The sequence below is a fragment of the Pseudorhizobium banfieldiae genome, from assembly GCF_000967425.1.
Lineage (GTDB): Bacteria > Pseudomonadota > Alphaproteobacteria > Rhizobiales > Rhizobiaceae > Neorhizobium > Neorhizobium banfieldiae.
Genome location: NZ_FO082820.1, coordinates 3,626,853 through 3,652,103, shown reverse-complemented (window position 1 = coordinate 3,652,103; position 25,251 = coordinate 3,626,853). Strand labels below are relative to the sequence as shown.

Sequence of the window (25,251 nt, the reverse complement as noted above, 5' to 3'; positions counted from 1 at the left end):
TTGTCAGATAAGGCCCGCGCGCAGCAGGGCCTTGATACTCTCGTCGAAGTGCTCATCCATCAGGCGCGCTGCTGCTGTGGGTTCTCCGGCAGCGATTGCGTCGGCAATCGCAACGTGGAGTTCGCTCATCGCCTGCCGCTCATCGTCGCTCGTGCGACTTTTCCAGCCTATCGGCCACGTCTGTCGGGTGACGCCGCCGAAGGCGCCGATGATCAAGGTGAACAGCGGGTTGCGGGAGGCGTGGGCGATGGCAAGATGCAAGGCAATGTCGTGCTCCATCACCTTTCGCGGATCGTCACGATTCTCGAGCATCGCGCGGGCATGGGCCGCGATCGCCCTTGCCTCCGCATCCGTCCGGCGCAGGGCTGCCAGGGCCGCGGTACGGGCTTCTATGGTTCGGCGTGCATCGTAGATCTGCTGGATATCGATCTGATCCGTTACCACGCCGTGCTCGATCGTGAGCGAGAATGCGTCGTTATCCAGTTGCGCTACGGTCGGGCGCTTGCCGGCGCCAAGCTGGACAAGATGGAGCGCAGCCAGGGATCTCAGGGCTTCACGAATCACCGTGCGCGATACCTGAAGTTCTTTCGACAGGGTGCCTTCGGCAGGGAGGCGATCACCTGGTTTCAGATCTCGATCACGAATAAGCCGGGCGATCGCCGTGACCGCGCCGTCGACATAGTCGCTCCTGATCTGACCCTGAGGTTCAAGCATGTCCTACATTCTTCGGAAACCTGTATGATAGGTTTACGAGCGTCGCCACGGTTTGACAAGCAGAACCTTGTGCTGCGGCCCTACATGGCGGATGCAGAATCGTAGGCGGCAATCGTGGCTTGGGCCCTCTCGAAGACCTCAGCGGCGCTCATGCCCGGTTTATAGAGGCTGGAGCCGAGACCAAAGGCGGTGATGCCGGCATCTATGTAGTCGCGGAAGTTCTTTTCGGAAACACCGCCGACGGCGGCAATCAGCAAGTCCTTCGGCAGAACCGCCCGGATCGCCGTGATACCCGCCGGGCCGAGTACATTGGCGGGAAAGAACTTAAGGCCGGTCGCTCCGGCCCTTGCAGCGGCCAAAGCTTCGCTCGGTGTGAAGACACCCGGAAGCGTCACCATGCCCCTCGCGGCAGCGGCGCGGATGACGTCCGGCTCCACGTTCGGGCTCACCATCAGCCTTCCACCTGCCCCATCAAGCCGTCCCACATCCTCCACGGTCAGCACGGTGCCGGCGCCGATCAGGCAATCGGCCGGCGCGAGTCGGGCCGCGATTTCGATCGAGCGAAAGGGTTCGGGAGAGTTCAGGGGAATTTCAATTGCCGTAAAACCAGCCTCGATCAGTTTGCCGACCACCGCTTCTGCTTCCGCTGGCTTCAGACCCCGCAGGATGGCGACAAGGGGATAGGCCATGTCTGGGAGCGGGATGCGCGTCATCATGTGGTCCTTTGCAATTGAAGCGGTAGTATCTGACGTGCGGCTGCCGAAAGGCCGGCGCGAACGGCCTCGTCCGCGTCGATCGTGGTGAACGGCAGCGACACCGCAGTAAACGCGCCCTCATAGAGCCCTCGCAACCGGCCGGAGGCGACAAGGCGAATGGATGCTGCCTGTGAACCGGAGGAAGACAAGCCGCCTGCCATCTCAGCGCCGATCAGTGCTCCCGACAAGCGAGCGGCGGCATCCGTGGCTGTCAGTCCGGCGAGCAGCGTGCCGGACCGTACCGTAAAGAGGAGGTTCGTGAGACGCCGCGGCGCTTCAAAGGCTGCGCGTACCGCTGCAGTGAAAACGGGATGGTCGCCGTCGAACGAGTCGGCATCGGCAAGGGAATGCGCCAGCACCGAATGCTTTGAGACCACCTCGAAAAGCTCGCCCGTCATGTAGGTGGAAAATCCGCTGACCGTCTCACCGCTGAGATGCACCCACTTCGAGTGAGTGCCGGGCATGCAAACGTTCTGCTCACCGCTTGGCGCAGATCCGTCAATCGCACCAAGCAGTTGTGTCTCCTCACCACGCATCACGTCAGGAGCCTCTGGCGCACGCTGTGCGAGACCGGGCAGGATGTGGACCTTTCGGTAACTTTCCGGAACCTCCACTGCGCCTGAGAGTATGGCGGGCAGCAGCGCCGGGACGTCCACGTAGCCGGCCTCGATCCAACCCTGGCGGGCGCCTGCCATGCCACAGATAATGACCGGCAGATCCGCCGGGGCTTCGACCGCCTGCAGGTGGCTTTCCAAGACCTGGGGGAAGCCCATCTTTGCTGCGGACGTCATGCCCTCGCCACTGCGGCGCTCGGCCAGAATTCTGCCGGCCGGGTCCATCAGCCACAGGCGGAAGCTGCTCGTCCCCCAGTCCACGGCGGCATAGGCGGGCGTCGTCAAAGCAATCCTCCGTCGATGATGATGGTTTGCGCCGTCATCCCAGCAGAGGCTGAGGAGGCGAGAAATAGGCAGGGGCCGACGAGATCAGCTTCCGCGAGCGGGCGCTTCAAGCATTGCCGGGCAACGGTGCTGGAGAGGATCTCCTCCGTCAGCCACAAACGCTTCTGTCGCTCAGTGACGATCATGCCGGGCAGGATGGCATTCACTCGGATACCTTCCGGCCCAAGTCGGCCGGCGAGGCTTTTCGTCAGACCGATGATTCCGGCCTTGGCCGCCGCGTAGGAAGGCAGGTCGCCCATGTTGAGAAGATAGGAGATGGACGAGAAGTTGATGATCGATGCGCTGCACGCCTGCCGCAGATAGGGGAGGCTGGCCTGGGTGACGAAGAACATCTGCCTCAGATTGACGGCTTGGCTTTCGTCCCAATAGCCCTCGGTCACCTCGTCCACGTCATGCCGATCGTCCCAGCCGGCATTATTGACGAGCACGGAAATGGAGCCAAGGCCGGCTGCGGCTTCCCGAACGGCATACTGTGCCTGCTCGACGCTTCTCAGGTCGGCTTTGACGTATGTCACCGGGTGCACTGATCCGGCGGAGAGTGCAGCCGCCAACTCGCGGCTCGGCTCTTCGGCAAGGTCGATGAAAGCCACCTTCGCACCCTGGGCGGCGAATCCCGCAGTCAACGCGGCCCCTATGCCCGAGCCGCCGCCGGTCACGAGGACACCCTTTCCGGCAAGATCGGAGTGCTGGACAATGGGTGCGGACAAGGCTTGCCCTTCCTGTCGGCGCTGCTTCGTCAGTTGAGGGTGTTCTATGCAGGCAGTCACCAAAACACAAGAAGCCTCCAATGGAGGCTTCTTGATCTGTCGGCGCGTCTAGGAAGCGCTCCGTCGACGGAGGCTACTTCTCAAGCCGCTGTTTTTTTCATCCGCGATGCAGGGGTGGCATTCTGCTGACTTCCCGCGATACGGAAGCGCCCGATCAGTGCAGCCAACCGCCCGCTGATTGCCGAAAGACTTTGTACCGAGGCATTCGCCTCCTCCATCAAGGCGGCGTTCTGTTGGGTGATCTGGTCCATGCTGCGCACCGCCGAGTTGATCTCGCCAATACCGGATGCCTGTTCCTGGGCGGATCGCGTCAAGGATGCGATGTTCTCGTTGATCGAGCCGACCCGCTTCCCAATTGAACTGAGCGATTCTCCCGTCAGATTGACGAGATCTACCCCGCGCTTGACGTCGGCGGATGACCGGTCGATCAGCTCCTTGATTTCCTTCGCGGCAGCAGCGGATCGCTGAGCCAGCTCCCGGACCTCCTGGGCGACGACGGCGAAACCCTTGCCCTGTTCGCCGGCCCGCGCGGCCTCGACACCGGCATTGAGTGCCAGAAGATTGGTCTGGAAGGCGATTTCATCGATGACACCGATGATCTGGTTCATCTTCTGTGACGAACCTTCGATATCGCCCATGGCGGCAATGGCTTCCTTGACGATCTGCCCCGATCTAACGGTCTCCGATTCCGATTCCTGGACGACCGCCTGAACCTCGATGACGCGCTTTGCGGACTGGCCGGAGATCGTCGTGATCTGTTCCAGGGCGGCAGCGCTTTCTTCGAGCGCAGACGCCTGATGCTCCGTACGCTTGGCCATGTTGTCGGCAGCCGACGCGATGCCATCCACCTCAGCGCGCACCTCGAAGACGGCCTGGTTGATTTCCTGCATTGCCGCGTCAAGCGCTGCCACAGACTCGTTGAAGTTCGCCTTCAATACGTCGAAGTGAGGAGCAAGCTGCTCGCTCACCTGGCAGGTGAGATCACCTTGTGCCAGCCGGGAAAGAACAGGGGCGAGTGCAGACAGGGCAGCGTCCTGTTCTGCTTTTTCCGCCTGGCGCTGGGCCTCCAGGCGAGTGCGTTCCTCAGTCAAAGCATCAAGATAGACCGTGATCGCATAGTCCATGTCCACCAAGGCCGCCTTGGTGACGGCGGCAAGGTCGTTGCTAAGCTTCTCGGCCTTGCGACCGTGCAGGAACCCTTTGAGTTCCTCTTGAACGACCGCCTTGATGATCTGCTCGAGGATGAGGGCGTAGCCACCAATATACCAGCGCGGCTCAAGACCGATGCGCGCATGGGTTTTGCCAACGGTCGTCACACCGTCGACATAGTCGTCACGGTAGCTTCCCGAAGCAATCAGGGTCCAGTGCTTTTCCTGGCGGGACTTGGCATGCGCAACGTGGGACTTGTCCTTGAAGAAATTCGCGGTGTGCGGGTGGCGGGTGATCTTGCCATAGAAGGTGTCGAGGGCCGGGCCAAGAACACGGCTGATGAGAGGCTGGATGCCGGAAAGGCTGCGCAATTGCGCGGCATCGAGCCCTACAAACTGCAGTCGGTCTTGAAGATCAGTTGTGCGGTGGTTTGGCATGGTGCCCTCTGTGAGATGCTTGTTATGGGCGCGCTACGAGGCGGGTCGATCTACAACTCTCAATTCGCAATTAATTTAGCGTTAGCGATGATTGCCGCGGCATGTGTGAAAGAGCGAAGAGGCGGAGGGTTCTGCTACTCCCGAAGAGTCCGACGCCTGGGTCAGGTTGCGATTCAGCTTTTGTGAAGGAAGTGACGCCAAGCTGGCACCTGAGTTCCGAATCGTTCCAGTGCCACGAGTAGATATGACCCTTCTCCAATTCCCGTCCCATCGCCGCGCTGCAGACATCCGTCGATGTGCAGCGACCCTTCGCGACCTGCATGGTGAGAAGGCCAACCAGTTCTGGCGCAATGAGATGGCTCTGCTGGTGTCAGCGCTCCGGGAGGTTGGGGCGTGCGAAGCGGAAATCTCGCATCAGGCTCAAATGTTCATGAATGCGGTTCAACTGGAGCTACAGGCGGGCTTTGCCAGCGAATCCATCGGATAAGTAGCCGCTCTCAGCGCTTCTGCTTCAGATAGGAGCTGGTGACGCGCTTCCTCCTACGGGCTCGTGGTGCGCCTTGTCGACCAGTGCCTCAGCGTGGACTTAAAAAGACGAACCCACCAACTGCCGCTGGTACTGATGAGGCGTCTCCGGACGATAAATCATGCGCGTCGCAAGCTGGCCAGTGTCTTCGTTGCGGGATAGCGTGACTGCCAGTCCTCGGCAAATGCCATGAGGTCCGCTGACGACATCGGACGGGCGAAGGCGTAGCCCTGCAAGGTCTGGCAACCCATCTCCCTCAGGATCTCCGCATGGGTCATCGTCTCGACGCCTTCCGCCACGATCCCGATCCCGAGCGAACGTCCGATCTCGATGATCGACGCAACCAGGCGCCTCTGGGACTCCGAGACGTCGATGGGCGCGACCAGCTTCCGGTCGATCTTCAAGCGGTGCGGCGCAAGTTCCAGCAGGCTGACTATGGATGCATGGCCAGAGCCGAAATCATCGATCTCCACCTGTACGCCGCGCTCCTTGAGCAGGCGTATGGCCGCTTTCAAGTATTCTTCCTGATCCTCGAACGAGATGGATTCCAGGAGTTCGAAGGCAACGGTATAGCCGTCCGTGGGAAGGGCTCCCAACATTCCAAGCAGTTTCGGGTCCTTGAGACGCTGCGCTGAAATATTGACCGATAACTTTGGGATCTCGATGCCGTGGGCGCCCCAGCGCGTCATCTGGAACAGGGACTTCTCGAGGATCAGCGCGTCAATCTCGGCAACCCGACCGAGGCCTTCCGCAACCTCCAGGAACTTGTCGGGCGTCAGGATGCCCCGTTCGGCGTGCTCCCATCGCGCCAGCGCCTCAACGCCGCTGATAGCGAGGGTCTGAGCGTCGAACTGCGGTTGGAAGAAGGGGACGAACGCGTCGCCTTCTAGCGCTCTCAGCAACTCGTCCGCCGTCTGTTTCGTCTGAATCGTGACCGCTCGAAGATCATCAGAGAAGATCTCGACGCGGTTACGCCCTTTCTTCTTTGCCTCGTAGAGGGCGATATCGGCGTTCATCAGCAGTTGCTGCGGCGTCTCGCCCGCCATGGTCTGGCAGGCGATGCCAGCGCTACAGCCGATACGGCACTCCTGGCCTTCAATCTCGATGGGACGCGCCAGCATGGCGACGATCTGAAGGGCCACTTCCTGCGCCCGGTCCGCCGGATCAGGGCCGCAGGTGACGATCACGAACTCGTCCCCGCCGATCCGGGACACGACCTCCTCCGGGCCGACAATTTCGCGAAGCCGCGCCGTTGCGGCCTTCAGTACCTCGTCGCCGGTGCCGTGCCCAAGCGTATCGTTCACATGCTTGAAATGATCCAGATCGATATGAATGAAGGCGAGCTTCTGTGAAAGATCGGAAGTATCTGCCGTGACCATGAACTGGTCGAGAAACCGCCGGTTCGGCAGTCCGGTAAGGGCATCGTGCAAGGATTGATGCTCGAGGATGCGGCGCGTGGTCCGCAATTCCCGGTTCTGCTCCTCCGCCTTCGCTCTTGCTGTCCGCAACTCGACCTGCATGGCAATGTCCTCGGTGACATCCCAATTGGCACCAACAACGCGCACCGTCCCGTCTGGAGCTTCTTCCACGGCGCCATGGGCGCGGATGTGGCGAATCTCTCCAGAGGGTAGAATTATCCTGAAGTCCTTCAAGTAGGGGAGACGTTGGTCGATCGATCGCCTGAATGTGGCCTGGGCGTCGATCAGGTCGTCGGGGTGGAGCCTGGCTGCCCAGTCCTGGAACGATCCCTGGTTCTGGTCATGGGCTTGACCATAGAGGTCGCACATGTGCGAATCCCACAGGAGATTGTCTGTTTCGGGGTGGTATTCCCAAACCCCGATCTTGGAGGCCTCAAGCGCCAGTTGCAGGCGGCGAGACAATACCTCCAGCCGCTCTTCGCGTTCCCGCAGCAGGAGATGGCTTCGATGTCGTTGCTGCATCAAAAGTCCCGCCCACACGAGAGGCGCGACGATGAAGAACGCCACGAGCGCCGCCAGGAAGCGGAACCGGGACATGTCCGAAGGCTCGCTGCTCCACCCGCCTTTGGGAACTGCCGCGAGATACCAGCTATCGTAGCCCAAATCGATCGCTGCCGTCACCGAATCTTCAGAGAACAGCTCCGGTCGACCGAAGAAGACATCACCCTCGCGCGGCGTCGGGCGCCGCGAGATAGCAATATCGAGTGTCTGGGACGGCGAGTTGACGTTGCTGTCCCAGTAGAGCCGGTTGAGATCGATAACTGCGGATACCAAGCCCCAGAAGCGGTTTGAACTGAGCGAGAAGACAGGGTACCGGGCAATCAGTCCCTGTCCGCCCTGGACGAGATCAACCGGGCCCGTGATCATTACCAGGCGACGGGCGACAGCCTGAACGGCCGTCTCTCGCTGGGAGGGTGTTGCCATGTAGTCGAGGCCCAGGCTGGCCTTGTTGGGCTCCTGGGGGTAGATCAACCGCACGACAAAGTCCGGTGCGCCGGCAACATTGCGGAGCTGGGAGGGGACCGCGAAGATCCTTTCCGCGACCGCTGCAAAGCGGGGCTGGCTCATATGCGGATCGGCCGCAACCGCTGCGACAAGACCGTGCACGAGGTTCACGTTCCCGTGCACGTTCGTTTCGAGGCGTGAGATGACATCGGCCAGTTGTTCAGAAGCCTTGGCGCGCTGGGTTTCCCGATGCTGCGAAAGCCGATCGGAATCGGAGAGGGCGAAGATGGTCAGAACGGTCGTGATCGCGAGTAAGGCCGGGACGTAATAGGTCAACCCCCACCTCTTACGGGTGGCGTTAGGAGCGCGATGAGGGGGCTCTGATTGCATAAGCTGTGTCCGCGAGTTCAGCTGCAATCTCTCCGATAAACTTTAAGATATTCTATCCCGGATTGCCCTGAACCGCTGGGTCTCCGATGGCGCGAAAAGCTGCCACCATCCGTTGCCCTTCAGAACCTGATCTCCGGAAGAATACTGCAAGATGGCACGGATCATGCAGCTACACCCATCAACGAACTGATGGAGCGCAGCATGGGCTATAAAGTGTTACAGAGCGAGCAACCGGGTCTCGAAGTGGGACAGAAGCAACATGCAAGTCGGCACAACCAGCCAAGCAGCCCGCACTTGCCGAGGACGCAAGAATGGCTGAGAAAGCAGCGGGGAAGGCTTGCTAGCAGGCTCGCCATGGGCCTTATTTCCTCGCAGTCGCGCTACGCCCTGCGGCGCGATCTCGAATTGCAGTTTGCTCCGCGACCCGCCAAGATCCCCATAACGGTCCGGCCCTTGTGCGCGGATGACCTCGATCTGCTGATGCCGCAGGATGATCTTTCAAGATCCTTCGATGAACAGCAGGAGATCGCATGGCGACGGAGTTTCGCCGACACAGTGGGAAGCGGTGGCTATGTGGCGATTGACGGTCGCGACGGTCGGCCGTGCTATGTGCAGTGGCTTGTCGGCGCGTCGCAGAACGATCTGATCCGACGGCTGGGAGGCTTCCCGCGGCTTGATGAGGACACTGCGCTACTGGAGAATGCCTACACACCCCCTAGTCATCGCGGGTTCGGTATCATGTCCGCCGCGATGGCCCTGATCGCGGAGCGCGCGGCCTCGTTTGGTGCGCGCTATGTCCTCACCTTCGTTGGAACGGACAATGTCCCCTCGCTGAAAGGCTGCCAGAGGGCCGGATTCGAAGTGCACCTGGTTCAGCGCCGCCTACGCATGGGGTACGGATTGATCGACATCAGTCTATACACAAAGGGCGGCGTTAGCGACGCACCCAAGTGACATCCCATCCGCGATGAGCAACAGGATTGGCGCCAGGCTCTCCGAAGCAGAGACCAGGTCACGTGGTGATCAGGCTCCGGTCGTCCTCGGCAGCGATCAGCGTCTCGAGCATGAACTGTTCGCACAGGATGTGGCGACGAAGAGCCTCGGCAAAGCCGGTCACGAGCTGTCGGTCGGCCTGCTCGCCTGGAGAATAGTTTCCCCCCTCCAGCCGGTTCAAGGCCTGCAAGACGCGCTTGCAGGCATGAGCGTCGCCGCGATGCTCGGCCCTCAAGCGTTGAACGGCGCCTGGAGAAAGCGGCGATACGACCGTCCTGTCGAAGCTCGCAAACAGGCTGCGCTCTTCCAACTCATGCGTGTCCTCCAGAAGCGGCTGCATGGCATCGGCAGCAGTTCGCCAGTTCTCCGGGGCAATCTCTGACGGACCAGAGGTAGCAATCTCCTCCAGCAGAAGGCAGAGCGAAAGAAGCGTATGGTGATTGCGCTCCAGCGCGGCAACATCTGCCGCTCGCAGTTCCGCTTTTCTCGTCATGGTTCTCGCAATCTTCTTCGCCATCAAGCAAAGAAATCTAGTCCGGCACACGTTTCACGAAGTTGCGCTTCCGCAAACAAATTCAGCGGGGCGGACCATACTCGCTGGCAGTTACGAATCCGGCCTCGGCGCCGCCTCAGTGAAAATCGAGGGTGTTGACTTCAACGTCTCACGGTCCATTCTTGATATGAGCCGAATGGGAATAAGGAGATCCGGATGGCTGACTACCCGGTCAACGATCCGCCGGCGAAGGCGCCAAAGTCACGACGCCGATCTGAGATCGCGACCTTTCTCGTTCTCGCATTCGGGATCTGGCCGATCGTTGCCGTTGGCGTGGTCGGTGGTTACGGTTTCTTGGTTTGGATGTATCAGATCATTGCGGGGCCACCTGGGCCTCCGGGCCATTGAGGCAGGCATGGGCGCGCCTCTTTCAAGACGTGACTTTCTGCGCGGGCGCGGCCCCACCAAGGGCAAGGTGGTTCCTCCCGGTTTCCTTGGTACCCGACCCGACGTCTGTTCTTCCTGCAGTCTTTGCCTTGAACGATGTCCTTCCGGCATCGTTGTATTGGACCATGGCCTTCCCGCCCTCGACTTCACCCGGGGCGAGTGCACTTTCTGCGGCGAGTGCCGAACCCATTGTCCTCAGTCCGAAAATCTCTTTGCCGGACCTGTCCTTCTATCGCATGTCGTTGAGATCGACGGCGGCTGCCTCGCCATGAACGGCGTTGACTGCCAGGCCTGCCGCGATCACTGCCCAACCGACGCCATACGCTTCCGACCACGCCTCGGTGGACCCTTCCTGCCCGAGATCAACGAAGATGCCTGCAGCGGCTGCGGTGCCTGCATCGGCGTGTGCCCGGTCGCTGCGGTCGCCGTCAAGGCTGCAAAGGAGTTCGCAGATGCCTGAGAAGCCCCAGCGCTACCACGTTTCCAGCGCCGTCGTGGTTACAAGACCGGATGCGGCCGACAGCGTCGCTGCAGCGCTTTTAGCCATGGAAGGTGTCGAGATCTTCGCAGTCCAGGACGGCAAGATCGTCGTCGTCATCGAGGGCAGGACCAGCGGGCAACTCGGTGCTGTGCTTTCCGAGATCTCGGGGCTGCCCGGGGTCTTCGCGGCCAATATGGTTTTTGAACACGCAGAAGACGAGGAGGCTTTCGGCGATGAACGCAGAACTGACGCGGCGTAACCTGTTGAAGGCGCATGCGGCCGGAATTGCCGCAACGACAGCGGGGATTGCGCTACCGGCGGGCGCACAGCCGGTTCCCGGCGGGGTGGAGTCGCTGGAGATCAAGTGGTCGAAAGCGCCCTGTCGCTTCTGCGGCACCGGCTGCGGCGTCATGGTCGGCGTCAAGGAAGGCCAGGTTGTCGCCACTCATGGCGACATGCAGGCGGAGGTCAACCGAGGCCTCAACTGCATCAAGGGTTATTTCCTGTCGAAGATCATGTATGGCGAGGACCGTCTGACACAGCCGCTTTTGCGCAAGCGCGACGGCGTTTACGCGAAGGACGGGGAGTTCGAGCCGGTCGGTTGGGAAGAAGCCTTCGACGTCATGGCTGACCAGGCCAAGCGCGTCCTGCGGGAGAAGGGACCGACGGCCGTCGGCATGTTCGGCTCCGGCCAGTGGACGATCTTCGAGGGCTATGCGGCGACGAAGCTGATGCGCGCCGGCTTCCGTTCCAACAACCTCGACCCCAACGCACGCCACTGCATGGCATCGGCCGCTTACGCCTTCATGCGCACCTTCGGCATGGACGAACCGATGGGCTGCTATGACGATTTCGAGCATGCCGATGCCTTCGTGCTCTGGGGTTCGAACATGGCGGAGATGCATCCGATCCTCTGGACCCGGCTTGCGGACCGCCGGCTCGGGCACGAGCACGTCAAGGTCGCCGTGCTGTCCACCTTCACCCACCGCAGCATGGATCTGGCGGACATACCAATCATCTTCACGCCGAGTACCGACCTGGCGATCATGAATTACATCGCCAACCACATCATCACGACCGGGCGGGTGAACGAGGAGTTCGTCAAGAACCACACGACCTTCATGAAGGGCGTCGACAACATCGGCTACGGGCTTCGCCCAGAGGATCCGCTGGAACTGAAGGCGACAAACGCCGGCGATCCGACAAAGATGGAACCGATCGACTACGAGGCATTCAAGGCGTTCGTATCCGACTATACCCTGGAAAAGACGGCGGAACTCACCGGTGCCGATCCAGGATTCCTGGAGGAACTGGCCGAGCTTTACGCTGACCCGGACCGCAAGGTCATGTCGCTCTGGACCATGGGCTTCAACCAGCACACCCGCGGTGTCTGGGCCAATCACATGATCTATAACCTGCACCTGCTGACGGGAAAGATTTCCGAGCCGGGCAACGGACCCTTCTCGCTCACCGGCCAGCCCTCCGCCTGCGGCACCGCGCGCGAGGTGGGTACCTTCGCCCACCGCCTGCCCGCCGACATGGTGGTCACGAATCCCGAGCATCGGCACCATGCGGAAGAAATCTGGCGGCTTCCTGAAGGGCTCCTGCCGGACAAGCCGGGCTATCATGCGGTCCAGCAGGACCGTATGCTCAAGGACGGCAAGCTCAATTTCTACTGGGTTCAGGTCAACAACAACGTCCAGGCGGCGCCCAATACCGCTAACGAGACCTATCAGGGATATCGCAACCCGGACAACTTCATCGTCGTCTCGGACGCCTATCCGACGATCACTGCGATGTCTGCGGACCTCATCCTGCCAGCCGCCATGTGGGTGGAGAAGGAAGGGGCTTACGGTAACGCCGAGCGCCGTACCCATGTCTGGCACCAGCTGGTGAACGCCCCGGGGGAAGCCCGCTCCGACCTCTGGCAGATTGTCGAATTCTCCAAGCGCTTCACGACGGACGAGGTGTGGCCGGCGGAGATCCTTGATGCCCATCCGGACTATCGCGGCAAGAGCCTGTTCGACGTGTTGTTCAAGAACGGCAAGGTCGACCAGTTTCCGCTGGCCGAGGTGAACAAGGACTATGCCAACCGCGAGGCGGAGGCCTTCGACTTCTACATCCAGAAGGGCCTCTTCGAGGAATATGCCGAGTTCGGGCGCGGTCACGGGCACGACCTTGCTCCTTACGATACCTACCACGAAGTCCGTGGCCTGCGCTGGCCCGTGGTGGACGGGAAGGAAACCAAGTGGCGCTATCGCGAGGGCTATGATCCTTATGTGAAGCCCGGAGAGGGTGTGAAGTTCTACGGGCGCAAGGACGGCCGTGCCGTCATCCTTGCAGTCCCCTATGAGCCGCCGGCCGAGTCTCCTGACGAGGAGTACGACGTCTGGCTGGTGACGGGACGCGTGCTGGAGCATTGGCATTCGGGCTCAATGACCATGCGGGTGCCTGAGCTCTACAAGGCGTTCCCCGGGGCCCGATGCTTCATGAACGCCGACGATGCGCGCAAGCGCGGTATCAACCAGGGAGCAGAAGTCCGGATCATATCGCGCCGTGGCGAGATGCGCTCGCGGGTGGAAACCCGCGGTCGAAATCGCATGCCGCCGGGGCTGATCTTTGTGCCGTGGTTCGATGCAAGCCAGTTGATCAACAAGGTCACGCTCGACGCCACCGATCCCATCTCCAAACAGACGGATTTCAAGAAATGCGCAGTCAAGATCGTACCCGTCGCGTGAGCCGCGGCCCGATTGGAATTGCGGCAGCCTTCGCCGCCCTGTTCATGGCGACGATGGTTGTGGCACAGACGGTGCCGCAATTGTCCGGGCCGTCGGAGAAGATGGAGAATGTGCCCGCGCGGCCACTGCCGAAGTGGACCGTCGATGATGTCCGCAAGATGCGAGCCTATCCGGACCAGCCGCCGGTGATTCCGCATTCGATCGAGGGCTACCAGTTGTCGGTGAACACCAACCGCTGCCTATCGTGTCACAAGCGGGAATTCACCGAGAGTTCGGGTGCGCCGATGATCAGCGTCACCCACTACATGACCCGGGATGGCCAGATGCTGGCGGATGTGTCGCCGCGCCGGTATTTCTGCACAGCGTGCCACGTGCCGCAGGCGGAGGTCAATCCGCTCGTCGAGAACACCTTTCGCGACATGAGCGAGATGGGTGTGAAGCATCTCGGGGAGCACTAGAGAATGGACAGGATAAAACGTCTCTGGGCCTGGGTCTGGAAGGTTCTCAGCACGCCCGCCGCAACGCTCAGCCTAGCTTTTCTGACGCTCGGCGGCTTTGTGGGTGGCGTCATCTTCTGGGGTGCCTTCAATACGGCACTCGAGCTGACCAATACTGAAGCCTTTTGCGTCAGCTGCCACGAGATGGAGACCAATGTCTACGAGGAGTTGACCCGCACCGTGCACTTCTCCAACCGCTCCGGAGTGCGGGCATCGTGCCCCGACTGCCATGTACCGCACGAGTGGACGGACAAGATCGCGCGTAAGATGCAGGCCTCCAAGGAGGTATGGGGCAAGATCTTCGGGACCATCAACACGCGCCAGAAGTTCCTCGACGAAAGGCTACGGCTTGCCCAGCATGAATGGGCACGCCTCAAGGCAAATGACAGCCTGGAATGCCGCAACTGCCATTCCTCCGTGGCAATGGATCTGTCGAAGCAGACGGAGCGTGCGGCCAATATCCATCAGCGCTACCTGTTTTCGGGCCGCGCGACCTGTATCGATTGCCACAAGGGCATCGCCCATGAGCTTCCGAACATGCAGGGTGTGGAGCCGGGTTGGCAAATGCCCGACGAGCTCGAAGGCGAGGTCCTGCCGAGTGCATCCGCACTCGACGAACTGCGAAAGGCAATGGACCAGGCACATGTCGGGCTGGCGAGCATGAAATAGGACGGGTCGGCGCAGCCGATCAGTGGGGTGATGCCGCCGCAGGAACGGAGTTGAACCTCTCGGTGCCGCCCGGCAGGTTCAAGCGGGCAAGGGCTGTCTCTATCGTGGACTCGAATTGGACCATGGGCGGCCGTATCCCCTGGGCGAAGAGTTCGGCCCGGAGCGCCTCAGTCGTACCGGTCAGCAAGATTGTCAGTCCTCGGCGGCCGGCCTTGTGGCCAAGGTTTTCTATCGTGTTTGCGGCCGTCGAATCGATGAACGGAACCGCGTCCAGGTCAATGATCAACGCCCGGTGCCGATCGGAAATGCGGTCGAGTACGGCGCCGATCGAGGCTGCCGCGCCGAAGAAGAAGGCCCCGGAGATGCGATAGATCATGATATCAGGATCACTCGCAGCCGCCTCGTCATAGGCAGTTCGACCTCCCGTCGTCGCATCCGCCTCGTCTTCGGCCACGAGAGCATGGGCATGCACTGCGGTGGTCTGCGACATGCGGTGGATAAATAGCACGGAACCCAGTGCGAAGCCGGCGATAATCGCCTCTGTCAGGTCCCTGAAGATGGTGAGAAGGAAGGTGACGAGCAGCACCGCCGCGTCACCCCGACTGGCCTTCAAGAGGGTCCAGAATGCCTGCTTCTCGAACATGTTCCAGGCCACGACGGCCAGCACACCCGCGAGGCTTGCCAGCGGAATGAAACTGGCCAGTGGTGCTGCAAACACTATGAACATCAGCAGGAAGAGCGCGTGCAGCATCCCCGCAACCGGACCATGGGCACCGGAACGGACGTTGGTGGCTGTCCGGGCGATCGTACCCGTCACGCAGAAGCCGCCGAAGAGGGCGGAGCCCATGTTCGCGACGCCCTGCCCCACCAGTTCGCAGTTGGAGCGGTGTCGGCGCCCCGTCATGCCATCTGCCACCACCGCCGAAAGCAGTGATTCGATCGAACCCAGAAGCGCGAAAGCAAAGGCCGAAGGCATGACGGCCATCATCTTCTCGATGGTAATCTGCGGCAGGTGAGGTGTGGGGAGCGAGCCGGGTATTCCGCCAAACGCCCTGCCGATCGTGCTGACCGGCAGGGCGAGCAGTGCCGCCGCCGCTGCAGTTGCGGTAACCGCGATCAGGAGGCCTGGCCAGCGCGGCCGCAGCCTCTTCAGCGCAACGATGATGGCGACGGTCGATGCAGAAAGGGCGATCGTGGCGGGGTTTGCTGTCGGCAGGTTGTTCCACAGGACGGGTAGCTTCTCCAGAAGAGCGCCCGGTTCGGCGGAGGCGAGAGTAAGCCCCAGCAATTCCTTGATCTGGCTAGCGAAGATGATCACCGCGATTCCGGCGGTGAAGCCCACGGTGACCGGGTAGGGAATGAACTTGATGTAGGTGCCGAGGCGCAGGAAGCCGATCGCCGCCAGAATGAGGCCCGAGATGAACGTCGCAAGGATCAGACCGTCCATACCGTGCGCCTGCACCGTCGCCGCGACCAGCACGATGAAGGCTCCCGCCGGTCCACCAATCTGGAAGCGGCTGCCGCCGAGCGCGGATACGAGGAAGCCACCGATGATGGCCGTGTAGAGGCCTTGGGCTGGTGATGCGCCGGAGGCGATGGCGATCGCCATGGAAAGCGGCAGAGCCACGATGGCAACCGTTAAGCCGGCGATCGCGTCCGCACGAAGATGCTCCAGGCGATAGCCTTCCCGCAGGACCGTGACGAGCTTAGGCGTGAACAGCTCTGAGAACGAGGGTTCTTGTGGTCCAAATGTCGTCGTCGGGTGAGCCATGCGTCCTGCGACCTTCGCGGTGTTGACAAGCGCCTGCGGTGATCATTCCCCGCCGGTACCGTTCATTTTGCATGAGGCTTCCTCCGTCGATCCGTCGGCGGTAGCCATATCGCCATACCAGTCAGCGTCGCGGAAGATTGCAACTGCTACCAAAGTAGCGCCGGAACCTTAATCGACCGGAAAAGAAGGTCTGGGATCACGTCCCGCAGAGGGTCAGGGAAATGACGCCGATGAACGTGAAAGGCGTTGCGGCGGCCGCACCCAACCAGACGTAACGCGAGACCTCGCGGGTGAAGTCCATCAGATCGTCCGCCTTTGATGGGTCTGATCGCGTTGTCCGCTTCTTCCAGGAAAGAAGCATGACAGCAGTGGTGCCAAGGGCCGCCAGCACCGTCAAGGTCCATCGCAAGGCCGGATAGGAACCTGCCATGGCCGAAGGCTCTCCGCCCGCCAAATGGCAGCCGGTCGCCTGAGCCCCATAGAGCAGCAGGAAGAGGACGCTCCACAGAGCAAAACCCGCCATAATGGAGAGGAGCGGAGGCGCCTTCATCGGGGTGTCTCTCCCACAAGCGCCACGAGCAGGATCGGGAAGGCCAGTGCAGTCAGCCCCACGGCCGCGCTGTAGCCGTGCCAGAGTTGACCGATGCGCAAATCCAGAAGCCTCTTCCGGGAGACATAGCCCTTGCTGATACGGAAGAGGCCGAAGGAGGCCAGCACCACCCCGATACTGTTGTGCAGGGCCGCAAATGCGATAACAACAAAGACACTCGCTCCGGCGCCGTGAGCTTGAGCCTGCGGCCAGGCCAGCAGCAGGAGCCAACTGAATATCCCGACGGCGACAAGCTGGCAGACCATGTTGAGCAGAAGCAGGCTCGCCGCACCCGGTCCCGCCTGAACGGCTCTGTGGCCTGTCCATGCGGAGATCACCAGGACCGCGGCTGCGACAAGAGCCGGAAGGGGATCAACACCCAAGATTTCCGCCGGCGGCCAATTGGGGGCGGAAATCCAGAGGAACAGGGCACCGAACAGAAGCGAGATGAATGCCGTGGCATCGGCGATCAGAGCAAGCAGCATGGCCCACCAGGCAGGCGGGTGGGGAGCCTGCATATGCGGTGGAAGAGCCAGACCGTGCCCAATATCCAGGTCCTCAAGGTCCTCCTTCTCGGCGGTGTCACCGGTCCAGAGGAGGAACAAGGCGGGGACGAGCGCGAGAGCCAACGGTGCCATCCAGTAGAGCTTGAACAGGAGCGCGAGGAAAAAGCTGCCCGTGGCAACAGCTGTCGCGAAAGGAAGGAAGGTCTGACGAGGCAACCGGACGACATGGTCTGGGCGCCCACTGGCAATATCGACGGCAAGGAGTTCCATGCGTCCGTCGCGCGGCATGCCGAGATATCCTTCGCCCGCGGCCAGTGCCGGCCCCAACCGATCGGGATCGAGCTGATCGGCGCGGCGCTCGACCGAAGGGAGCGATGCAAAGTTGTAGGATGGAGGCGGCGTCGGCATCGCCCATTCGAGGGTGCCGGCCTTCCATGGATTGCGGTGATAGCGCCTGCCGAACCGGAACAGCAGGATGAAATCCAGAGCGATCAGCGCGAAACCCATGGTCATGACAAAGCTGCCCATGGACGAAATTAAGTTCAGCGTCTCCCATCCGGATTCCGGAGGATACTCGAAGACCCGTCGAGGCATGCCGCGCAGACCCGTCAGGTGCATCATGAAGAAAGTGACGTTGAACCCGATGAAGACCATCCAGAAGGCGGCCTTGGAGAGGTGCTGGACCGGCTGCCGCCCACTGATGTGCGGAAGCCAGTAATAGGCGGCAGCAAGCATCGGGAAGACGAAGCCTCCGACCAGGACATAGTGGAGGTGAGCGACGACGAAATGCGTGTCATGTGCCTGCCAGTCGAAGGGCACCATCGCCAGCATCACGCCCGTCAGGCCGCCGATCACGAACAAGAAGAAGAAACCGAAGATGTGCAGCATCGGGATCGAAAAGCGTGGATGGCCATGGCTGATCGTCGCGAGCCAGGCAAAGATCTGGATCGCCGTCGGCACCGCCACCATGGCGCTGGCTGCGGAGAAGAACGACAGTGCCACATGGGGAATGCCGACCGTGTACATGTGGTGTACCCAGAGCCCGAAGGAGAGAAACGCCATGGGCACCAGCGCCGCGATAATGATGCGGTAGCCGGCGAGCGGCGTGCCGGCAAACACAGGCAGGATGGTTGAGATTGCCCCCGCTGCCGGCAGGAAGATGATGTAGACCTCCGGATGCCCGAACAGCCAGAACAGGTGTTGCCAGAGGAGCGGGTCTCCGCCGCGGGTCGGGTCGAAGAAAGGCAGCCCGAATGCGCGCTCAACCTCGAGCAGCACCGATCCCAAGATGAGCGGCGGGAAGCCGACAAGCATCATGGTCGCGACGACGAGCATGTACCAGGCGAGGATCGGCATCTTGTCGAGCGACATTCCCGCCGCGCGCAACTTGAGGATCGAAACGATGACCTCGATTGCCGCGGAGAGCGCGGAGATTTCGACGAAGGTGATGCCAAGCAACCAGACGTCTGAATTGATGCCGGGGGAAAAGATGTTGGAAGACAGCGGCGTATACATGAACCAACCGCTATCGGGGGCAACTCCTCCGATGAGCGCCGCGATCAGTATTGTTCCTCCGAACAGGTAGCACCAGTACCCGTAGGCAGACATGCGCGGAAAGGCGAGGTCGCGCGTTCCGAGGAGCTTGGGGAGGAGGTACATCGCGCCACCCTCGAAAAACGGGATGGCGAAGAGGAACATCATCACCGTGCCGTGCATGGTGAAGACCTGCGCATACTGCTCGGCGTCCATGAAGGCGCTTTCCGTCGAGGCGAGCTGCGTCCGGATCAGCATGGCCAGGAGGCCCCCGATCGTGAAGAATACGAGCGCTGTCAGCATGAAGCGCTTGCCCACGATGTTGTGGTTCACGGCAGCCAGTCGCGCCCATCCAGGCGGCGTTCCCCATACCTTTTCGAAGGCCTTGTGGCGGGCGATGGGGGAAGGCTGCAATCCCGTATTCTCCCTCATCGGATCTCCTCCTGCGCCAAGGCAGCCGCATAGTCCGTTTCCGCATGCGCCTGAACGAGGAAGCGCATGCCAGCGTGACCCGCGCCGCAATATTCGGCACACTGACCGCCAAAGCGGCCCGGACGATCCGCCTTGAGACGGAGATATGTCGTGTGACCAGGGACCGCATCGATCTTGCCTCCCAGGCGCGGGATCCACAGACTGTGGATCACATCGTCGCTGGTGACCGCGAGTTCGACAGTCACCCCCGCTGGAATATGGAGAACGCCTTCCGAGACCGCTGCCTCGAAGTGTTCGGGATAGCGGAAGTTCCATGCCCAGCGGGTGGCCTTCGCTTCTATCCTGATCGTGTCGCCTGTATGATCGGTGCCGCCCCGCAGGAGGTATTCACCTTGCCAGAAGGCGTAGAAAGTCAGCGCAAACAGGATGGGTAGCGGCAGGACCAGTCCACCGCCAACGATCCAGAAGCGGGGAGATAAGCGCCTTCCGAACTTCGGAACGAATACCGTCGCCAGGAAGAGCCCGACCACTAGGATGAAAAGGAGGATCGAGGCGATGAGCATCACCCACCAGAGCCGGGCGATGGATGCAGCGGAAGGCCCAGCGGGATCCAGGGCGGAGAGATCCCCGGTGCATCCCGACAGAGCGACAAAGGCGGCAAGCCCCAACGGGTACTGGAACCATGGGCGGGATCGCCGGATTATAGCCGCAAAAGGAGAGCCCGGATGGACGAGACCGCAAACACTGCCAACCCGGTGATTTCCAAGCTGGAGGAGAAGGACGTCAGCTCCGCCGTCGCGGTCGCGGGCCACCCGCTCCACGCGATGAGCGTCCATTTTCCCATCGCGCTGGTGTTCATAACCCTTGCAATCGACCTCCTGTACTGGTGGTCCGGCGATCCTTTCTGGCTTCGGGCCGGCCTCTGGTCGGCAGGTGGTGCTTTCTTTTCCGGTATGGCCGCCGGTGCGGTCGGAACGGTGGAACTGCTGTCGGTCGCCGGAATTCGCGAACGCGTCGCGAGTTGGGCGCACGCGATCGCAGCGATGATGTTGATCGCCCTGGCTGGACTCAACTGGGGCCTGCGCGTGACCGATGCCGCAGAAATCCTGCCGCATGGGCTCCTCGTCTCCATCTTGGCGGCGGTCATGACCGGTATGGCTGGCTGGCATGGTGGCAAACTGATCTTTGATCATGGCATCGGGCTCATGGTAACGGCCAAGGACTGAGCGTCCTGATGAGGCGTTGCAGTCCGCCGGGCTCCAGGATGTCCCTGTTCAGCTCTACCGTTAGGGCGGGCTTGGCAAGCACCACGAAGAGGATGATCACGACGACCGCACCTGTGACTGCCGTGGCAAGCAAAAACCTCCAGACCGGATAAACCTCCCCTTCCCGGAAAAGACGGATGATGACGAGCCCTGTTAGTACGTGAAGCATGACCAGCAGGGCGACGAAGAAGAGCTTGACCGAAAACCACCCCGCGAATGTCTGCTGGCCGAAGAGGAGCGCGATGCCGCTTCCGACGGCAAGGAACGCGGCTGGAGAAATGACCGCGACGTAGCTGAAGCGTACGATCATCTGCAATTGATAGAGTGCTCGGTCATCCCTCACATGTGCCCGCTGTACATAGAGGGCCGGGAGGCTGAGGAGGCCACCTGCCCATATCGCAATCGCCGCTATGTGCAGGAACTTCAGCGCAGCGATCATGCTTCGCACCGCGAGGAGCGCGGACAGGATCGAGCCTGCCCAGCCGTGATCACTGCCGGAGTTGCAGAGGGATGCGGGCTTGCCCGGGTGTATTCTTTCGCCTTTGCCGGAATGCACATGAGGCAGGATGTAGCGCGACGAGGAAAAGCTTCTAGGGAAGGCTCATCCTTAACCCGATGGCGTTGGATGCCAACTTCCTGATTTCCTTGACATGGCAGGATCCCGCCGCCGGTTGCATCAATGTCGTGGCGTTTCGTGGCAGGGCGAGGCTGTACGCCGCTGTACGGCCTGGCCCGGCTTCGCCAGGGCCCCCCAGTCCTGTAGGCACTCGGGCAGGAGAGCGACTTCGCTCGGCGCTTGCAGTGCGAGCGCGCAGATGGGGCCTGGAGTTTGCCCACCTTGACTGCAGTCAAGGTTGCCTCTCCAATTATATCATAACCTCTCCCTGCTCGAAGCGGCAAATACTCCGCGACCAGACAGATGCAGCTTGTTCCAGAATGGAGATGAGTGATGAAATACCGCAACGATCCTGATCCGGTGCCGTTGGAAATCGCGGTCGAGAAGGTTTGCTTCCTGATCATCAAGGCCAGGGAGTTCGACGTGAAGGAGGAGGATACGGATCCGGACACCGGCTCCAATCCGACCGACGACGGAGAAATCACCGTGCTCGAGGACACCGCGGATGATCCGGTCGAAGAGGAACTGCGCTCGCTGATCGACGACCTGTCGATCGAGGAGCAGATCGACCTCGTGGCGATTTGCTGGCTCGGGCGCGACGATGCTAACGCCGCCTGGGCCGACATAAGGGCCCAGGCTGCAGAAGCCCACAATCGCCATACGGCAAGCTACCTGCTCGGTGACCCACTGCTGGCGGATCATCTGGCCGAAGGTCTGGCAGCGCTGGGCCATTCCTGCGAGGATGTTGAGCGCCGATATCTCTGACGTTGAGAAAGCGGCAGTGGGTCCAACTCCATGCCGACCTAAGGGGGCAAAACGATGTTCTCCGATCGTAAGCAGGCCGGGCAACAGCTTGCGGCCGCCCTGCAGTCCCATACCGGCCAACCTGTCACCGTGTTTGCGCTGCCGCGTGGCGGTCTTCCGGTAGCGCTCGAAGTGGCAAAGTCTCTTGGGGCGCCGCTGGAGTTGGCGTTGGTCCGCAAGATTGGTCTCCCGTTCTACCCGGAGGTGGCCATGGGAGCCGTGATGGATGGGGACCCGCCGACAGTCATCCGCAACGAGGAGATGATCTCGCATCAGCAGATCTCCGAGCGGGACTTCCAAGCATGCCTGAAACGCGAGCTTGCGGAGATCCAGCGTCGTCGTGGCGTCTATCTCGGCGACCGGCATGGCCGCGACGTCCGCGGCAGGACGGTAGTCATCGTCGATGATGGTCTGGCGACGGGTGCGACGATGCGGGCCGCGATCAAGGGGCTTCGTGCGCGGCAACCGGACAAGATCGTGGTCGCGGTGCCCGTTTGTGCCCTCGATGTCCTGCCCGTGATGCGCCTCAAGGCCGACGATGTGGTCTGCCTCGAGGCGCCTTCGGATTTTCAAGCTGTCGGGATGTATTACCGCCATTTCCCGCAGTTGACGGATCAGGACGTGCTGGATGTCCTGAAGCAGGCCGAGAAGATTGATCCCGCACGTTGAGGGCCGGCGAGCCGACGGCTCACGCCGGCCGGGCGCAGCACAAGTTGTGCCGGGCCTCGCTCAGATCACGCCGAGAGCGTCCATGGCCTGTGTCTTTGCACCAGCGCCGCCAGGGTCATCAGAGTTTCTGCATAAGAGACTGCCGACCAACCCCAGAAGAACCCTTCGCGAATCTCTGCGGGAGAGTTTTGGCTATGGAATCGATGGATCACGTCCCTTCCTTAACTGCGCGCTCCCGCCCCGGGGAGGTGCCCAGCCATCGTGCCTGCTCCACGGATGTCTCGACCGATACGGCTTATACGCTGACTATGGACCGGAAGCGCATCGCCATTTGATGCGCATCAATGTGAGCGGAGCCCAATCGCTCTTCGATGGTGGGGCCCGGTTACGCCAGTCGTGGATCCGAACCGGAAGCATCCTGATGCCACACGTTTGCTGATAGGAGAGAATGATGACTGATGCAAACAACAAGCTGCCTGCCAAGGGGAGCGAGAAGTCGGTGCAGCAGGACAATCCCTGGTCGCCTCTTATGACCCTGCGGACTGAGATTGATCGCCTGTTCGACAGCTTCCTTCCGTCGTCCTGGCGCCCCCTCGAGCGTTCCGTTCTCGCCTCTGGCCTACCGTCGCTGAACGGATGGGCTGTTGCCCCGGCCGTGGATGTTGTCGAGAAGGAAAACACGTTCGAGATCAGTGCCGAGCTCGCCGGAATGGACGACAAGGATATCGAGGTAAAGCTGTCCAACGGCTTCCTGACCATCCGGGGCGAGAAGCAGGAAGAGAGAGAAGACAAGCAGAAGGAATATCATGTCTCGGAACGGCGCTACGGTTCGTTCCAACGGACGTTCCAGCTCCCCGAAGGCGTCGATGCTGACAAGGTCGAGGCAACCTTCAAGAAGGGTATCCTGCGGATCATCCTGCCCAAGAACGCCGAAGCCAAGAAGAACGAGAGGAAGATCAACATCAAGGCGTCCTGAGAATTCCCTTACAGGAGGCGTCGACGGGTCGCCGGCGCCCACATCCGATCAGGCCTGTGCATTAGAGGCGGAAGTGCAGCCGCGAGGCGGGACTACTCGCGAATGGCTGTCAGGATTGCGTCTGAGACCGCTTCCGTTGATCCGGAGGCGTCGAGGTGCAGCCAGCCGATGTGATCCTGCCCTCGCTCCAATTGCTGGGCAAGCACACTTGTATCCGCATCCGAGGGTCCCCCCCGACGGTGCCTCACCCGCTCCCATAGCACTGCCGGATCGGCCTCCAGCCAAACCCCGAAGAAGGGGACGTCGGCATCTCTGGCGACATCTTCGATTGCCTTCCTATCGCCAGAGCGCTGGAACACGGCATCAACCACAACGGAGCCGCCTCGCTCTAGGATGAAAGTGGCGCGCCGTTGGAGCTCGCGATACACTTGCCTCGAGACCTCCGGCTGATAGGCCGAGGCTGGCAACCGGCTTTCGGCGGCCACACCATGCATGCTCTTGCGTATCCGATCGCTTTCGATGATCCTCGCTCCGGGCGCACGCCCAATATCGCAGGCAAGGAACTCTGCGACCGTTGTCTTGCCGGAGCCGCTCAGTCCGGCGATCGCGACGAGGCTTGCACCGGACGTCTGCAGCAGGTCGAGCGCCAGGACGTAGTATGATCTCGCCTCGGTCGAAAGTACTGCAGCCCGGTCCGCCGCGGCCTCGCAGGCTTGTGTTGCCGTCACGTGAGCTCGAACCGCGGCGCGCGTCGCCATGAAGAACGGCAGGAGTCCGAAGCCGTCATCATCCTGCACTTCGTCAAGGTATCGGTTGAGAACAAGATTGGCCAACCTCCGGAGGCCGCGGTGCCAGAGATCCATCAGCAGAAAGGCGAGGTCATAGAGAACGTCCGAGATGGCGATCTGGGGATTGAACTCTATGCAGTCGAAAAGGTGGGGCGCGCCTTCGAACATGCAGATGTTGCGAAGATGAAGGTCGCCGTGGCAGTGTCGGATTCGACCTGCCTCTGCTCTGCGGTCAAGAAGCGCCGTGTGTTCATGCAGTCGCGACCTGAAGAGTTTCGATATCGCCTGGACTTCATCTTCCGAGAAGACGCTGCTCGTGCGGAATCCGGCTTCATTGATGGCGAGAACTGGCGCGATGTTTTCTGAGCCTGTGCCGCTGGAAATGACCGGCGCGGCGTGATGAAAGTGTGCGATCGACCTGGCGGTCTCAGTCATCAATTCGGGCGTCAGCCTGCCGTCAAGCGCCATGCGGTCGAAAAGCGACTCCTGTGTGAACCGCACCATCTCCACGACGGTATCCACATGTCTTCCGGCGCCATCGAATGCGAGCTCGCCGGTATCCTCCCGGGTAATCCTGCGTATGCCGAGGTAAAGCGTCGGGGCCGTCAGCCTGTTGAGGACCACCTCTTCCTGGCAGGCATGATGGCGGAGCGCTACCGTGGAGAAGTCCACATACGGAAGCCGCACGGCCCGCTTCAGCTTGTAGGCACGATCGCCGGCAAGAAAGACTTCCGAGATGTGCGTGCCTATCACCTCGACGGGCCCCGCGACTCCATAGCTCTCATGGGCGCTCAGAAAGGACACGACGCTGGTCTGGTCCTCGACTATCACTGGAGCAATTCCCTCCGCTCTGACTTCCCTCGA

At 61.3% G+C, this 25,251-nt stretch carries 25 protein-coding genes; 12 read left to right on the top strand and 13 right to left on the bottom strand.

All coding sequences use genetic code 11. The features are described from left to right. Positions 1–3: 3 nt before the first annotated feature. From NT26_RS17665 to NT26_RS17645, 5 genes are all read right to left on the bottom strand, one after another. Entirely contained in the window at positions 4–714 is a 711-nt protein-coding gene (locus tag NT26_RS17665) for a FadR/GntR family transcriptional regulator (protein ID WP_052640663.1), read from the bottom strand. Between the two features lie 80 nt (positions 715–794). Next, entirely contained in the window at positions 795–1,427 is a 633-nt protein-coding gene (locus tag NT26_RS17660) for a 2-dehydro-3-deoxy-6-phosphogalactonate aldolase (protein ID WP_052642331.1), read from the bottom strand. Continuing rightward, positions 1,427–2,368, bottom strand: a complete 942-nt coding sequence (locus tag NT26_RS17655; RefSeq protein WP_082077757.1) for a 2-dehydro-3-deoxygalactonokinase — start codon at positions 2,366–2,368, stop codon at positions 1,427–1,429. The genes NT26_RS17660 and NT26_RS17655 overlap by 1 nt, the downstream gene beginning before the upstream one ends. Further along, positions 2,365–3,135 carry an SDR family NAD(P)-dependent oxidoreductase gene (locus NT26_RS17650; RefSeq protein WP_052640662.1) on the bottom strand — a complete coding sequence of 257 codons (771 nt, stop codon included), beginning with the start codon at positions 3,133–3,135 and terminating at the stop codon, positions 2,365–2,367. The genes NT26_RS17655 and NT26_RS17650 overlap by 4 nt, the downstream gene beginning before the upstream one ends. Before the next feature lie 140 nt (positions 3,136–3,275). Continuing rightward, positions 3,276–4,781, bottom strand: coding sequence for a globin-coupled sensor protein (locus tag NT26_RS17645; protein ID WP_052640661.1), 1,506 nt, complete (start codon positions 4,779–4,781; stop codon positions 3,276–3,278). Positions 4,782–5,025: 244 nt separating this feature from the next. Between NT26_RS17645 and NT26_RS17640 the strand changes: the two genes are divergently transcribed. Continuing rightward, the gene (locus tag NT26_RS17640) at positions 5,026–5,268 is read left to right on the top strand and encodes a DUF6074 family protein (protein ID WP_052640660.1); all 243 of its coding nucleotides are present in this window, start codon (positions 5,026–5,028) and stop codon (positions 5,266–5,268) included. Between the two features lie 158 nt (positions 5,269–5,426). On the opposite strand, the gene NT26_RS17635 is transcribed toward NT26_RS17640, so the two are convergent. Then, positions 5,427–8,066, bottom strand: a complete 2,640-nt coding sequence (locus NT26_RS17635; protein ID WP_052640659.1) for a bifunctional diguanylate cyclase/phosphodiesterase — start codon at positions 8,064–8,066, stop codon at positions 5,427–5,429. Positions 8,067–8,474: 408 nt separating this feature from the next. On the opposite strand from NT26_RS17635, the gene NT26_RS17630 reads away from it, so the two are divergent. Beyond that, positions 8,475–9,074, top strand: a complete 600-nt coding sequence (locus NT26_RS17630; RefSeq protein WP_052640658.1) for a GNAT family N-acetyltransferase — start codon at positions 8,475–8,477, stop codon at positions 9,072–9,074. A 58-nt stretch (positions 9,075–9,132) separates the two neighbouring features. On the opposite strand, the gene NT26_RS17625 is transcribed toward NT26_RS17630, so the two are convergent. Further along, complete coding sequence (locus NT26_RS17625; RefSeq protein WP_065814601.1) at positions 9,133–9,606, bottom strand: hemerythrin domain-containing protein; 474 nt, start codon at positions 9,604–9,606, stop codon at positions 9,133–9,135. A 216-nt stretch (positions 9,607–9,822) separates the two neighbouring features. On the opposite strand from NT26_RS17625, the gene napE reads away from it, so the two are divergent. The 6 genes from napE to NT26_RS17595 are packed head-to-tail and all read left to right on the top strand — an operon-like array spanning position 9,823 to position 14,438. Next, the gene (napE, locus tag NT26_RS17620; RefSeq protein ID WP_052640656.1) at positions 9,823–10,014 is read left to right on the top strand and encodes a periplasmic nitrate reductase, NapE protein; all 192 of its coding nucleotides are present in this window, start codon (positions 9,823–9,825) and stop codon (positions 10,012–10,014) included. Positions 10,015–10,021: 7 nt separating this feature from the next. Next, positions 10,022–10,513, top strand: a complete 492-nt coding sequence (locus NT26_RS17615) for a ferredoxin-type protein NapF (protein WP_052640655.1) — start codon at positions 10,022–10,024, stop codon at positions 10,511–10,513. Next, on the top strand, positions 10,506–10,793 hold the full coding sequence (locus NT26_RS17610) for a chaperone NapD (protein WP_052640654.1): 288 nt from the start codon (positions 10,506–10,508) through the stop codon (positions 10,791–10,793). The genes NT26_RS17615 and NT26_RS17610 overlap by 8 nt, the downstream gene beginning before the upstream one ends. Next, on the top strand, positions 10,768–13,272 hold the full coding sequence (gene napA, locus NT26_RS17605) for a periplasmic nitrate reductase subunit alpha (protein WP_052640653.1): 2,505 nt from the start codon (positions 10,768–10,770) through the stop codon (positions 13,270–13,272). The genes NT26_RS17610 and napA overlap by 26 nt, the downstream gene beginning before the upstream one ends. After that, positions 13,242–13,730, top strand: a complete 489-nt coding sequence (locus NT26_RS17600) for a nitrate reductase cytochrome c-type subunit (protein ID WP_052640652.1) — start codon at positions 13,242–13,244, stop codon at positions 13,728–13,730. The genes napA and NT26_RS17600 overlap by 31 nt, the downstream gene beginning before the upstream one ends. A 3-nt stretch (positions 13,731–13,733) precedes the next feature. Continuing rightward, complete coding sequence (locus NT26_RS17595) at positions 13,734–14,438, top strand: NapC/NirT family cytochrome c (RefSeq protein ID WP_052640651.1); 705 nt, start codon at positions 13,734–13,736, stop codon at positions 14,436–14,438. A gap of 19 nt (positions 14,439–14,457) precedes the next feature. Here NT26_RS17595 and NT26_RS17590 read toward each other — a convergent pair whose 3' ends face one another. From NT26_RS17590 to coxB, 4 genes are all read right to left on the bottom strand, one after another. Continuing rightward, positions 14,458–16,209: a SulP family inorganic anion transporter gene (locus NT26_RS17590; protein ID WP_052640650.1), complete on the bottom strand. Its 1,752-nt coding sequence runs from the start codon at positions 16,207–16,209 to the stop codon at positions 14,458–14,460. 196 nt (positions 16,210–16,405) lie between these two features. After that, complete coding sequence (locus NT26_RS17585) at positions 16,406–16,759, bottom strand: hypothetical protein (protein WP_052640649.1); 354 nt, start codon at positions 16,757–16,759, stop codon at positions 16,406–16,408. Continuing rightward, complete coding sequence (ctaD, locus tag NT26_RS17580) at positions 16,756–19,269, bottom strand: cytochrome c oxidase subunit I (RefSeq protein ID WP_052640648.1); 2,514 nt, start codon at positions 19,267–19,269, stop codon at positions 16,756–16,758. Before ctaD ends, NT26_RS17585 begins: the two co-directional genes overlap by 4 nt. Next, on the bottom strand, positions 19,266–19,832 hold the full coding sequence (gene coxB, locus NT26_RS17575) for a cytochrome c oxidase subunit II (RefSeq protein WP_244467637.1): 567 nt from the start codon (positions 19,830–19,832) through the stop codon (positions 19,266–19,268). The genes ctaD and coxB overlap by 4 nt, the downstream gene beginning before the upstream one ends. 162 nt (positions 19,833–19,994) lie before the next feature. Between coxB and NT26_RS17570 the strand changes: the two genes are divergently transcribed. After that, positions 19,995–20,495: a DUF2231 domain-containing protein gene (locus NT26_RS17570; protein ID WP_052640646.1), complete on the top strand. Its 501-nt coding sequence runs from the start codon at positions 19,995–19,997 to the stop codon at positions 20,493–20,495. On the opposite strand, the gene NT26_RS17565 is transcribed toward NT26_RS17570, so the two are convergent. Next, positions 20,473–20,973: a CopD family protein gene (locus tag NT26_RS17565; RefSeq protein WP_052642327.1), complete on the bottom strand. Its 501-nt coding sequence runs from the start codon at positions 20,971–20,973 to the stop codon at positions 20,473–20,475. The two genes, NT26_RS17570 and NT26_RS17565, sit on opposite strands and share 23 nt — an antisense overlap. 510 nt (positions 20,974–21,483) lie before the next feature. Here NT26_RS17565 and NT26_RS17560 point away from each other — a divergent pair. The 3 genes from NT26_RS17560 to NT26_RS17550 all read left to right on the top strand — a co-directional run bounded on the left by NT26_RS17560 (position 21,484) and on the right by NT26_RS17550 (position 23,599). Beyond that, a complete protein-coding gene (locus tag NT26_RS17560) occupies positions 21,484–21,915 on the top strand; it encodes a DUF3775 domain-containing protein (RefSeq protein ID WP_052640645.1) in 432 nt (143 codons plus the stop codon). A 54-nt stretch (positions 21,916–21,969) separates the two neighbouring features. After that, entirely contained in the window at positions 21,970–22,623 is a 654-nt protein-coding gene (locus NT26_RS17555) for a phosphoribosyltransferase (RefSeq protein ID WP_052640644.1), read from the top strand. A gap of 451 nt (positions 22,624–23,074) precedes the next feature. Beyond that, positions 23,075–23,599, top strand: coding sequence for an Hsp20/alpha crystallin family protein (locus NT26_RS17550; protein WP_052640643.1), 525 nt, complete (start codon positions 23,075–23,077; stop codon positions 23,597–23,599). Between the two features lie 92 nt (positions 23,600–23,691). Here NT26_RS17550 and NT26_RS17545 read toward each other — a convergent pair whose 3' ends face one another. Then, positions 23,692–25,218: a bifunctional aminoglycoside phosphotransferase/ATP-binding protein gene (locus NT26_RS17545; protein ID WP_052640642.1), complete on the bottom strand. Its 1,527-nt coding sequence runs from the start codon at positions 25,216–25,218 to the stop codon at positions 23,692–23,694. Between the last annotated feature and the right edge of the window lie 33 nt (positions 25,219–25,251).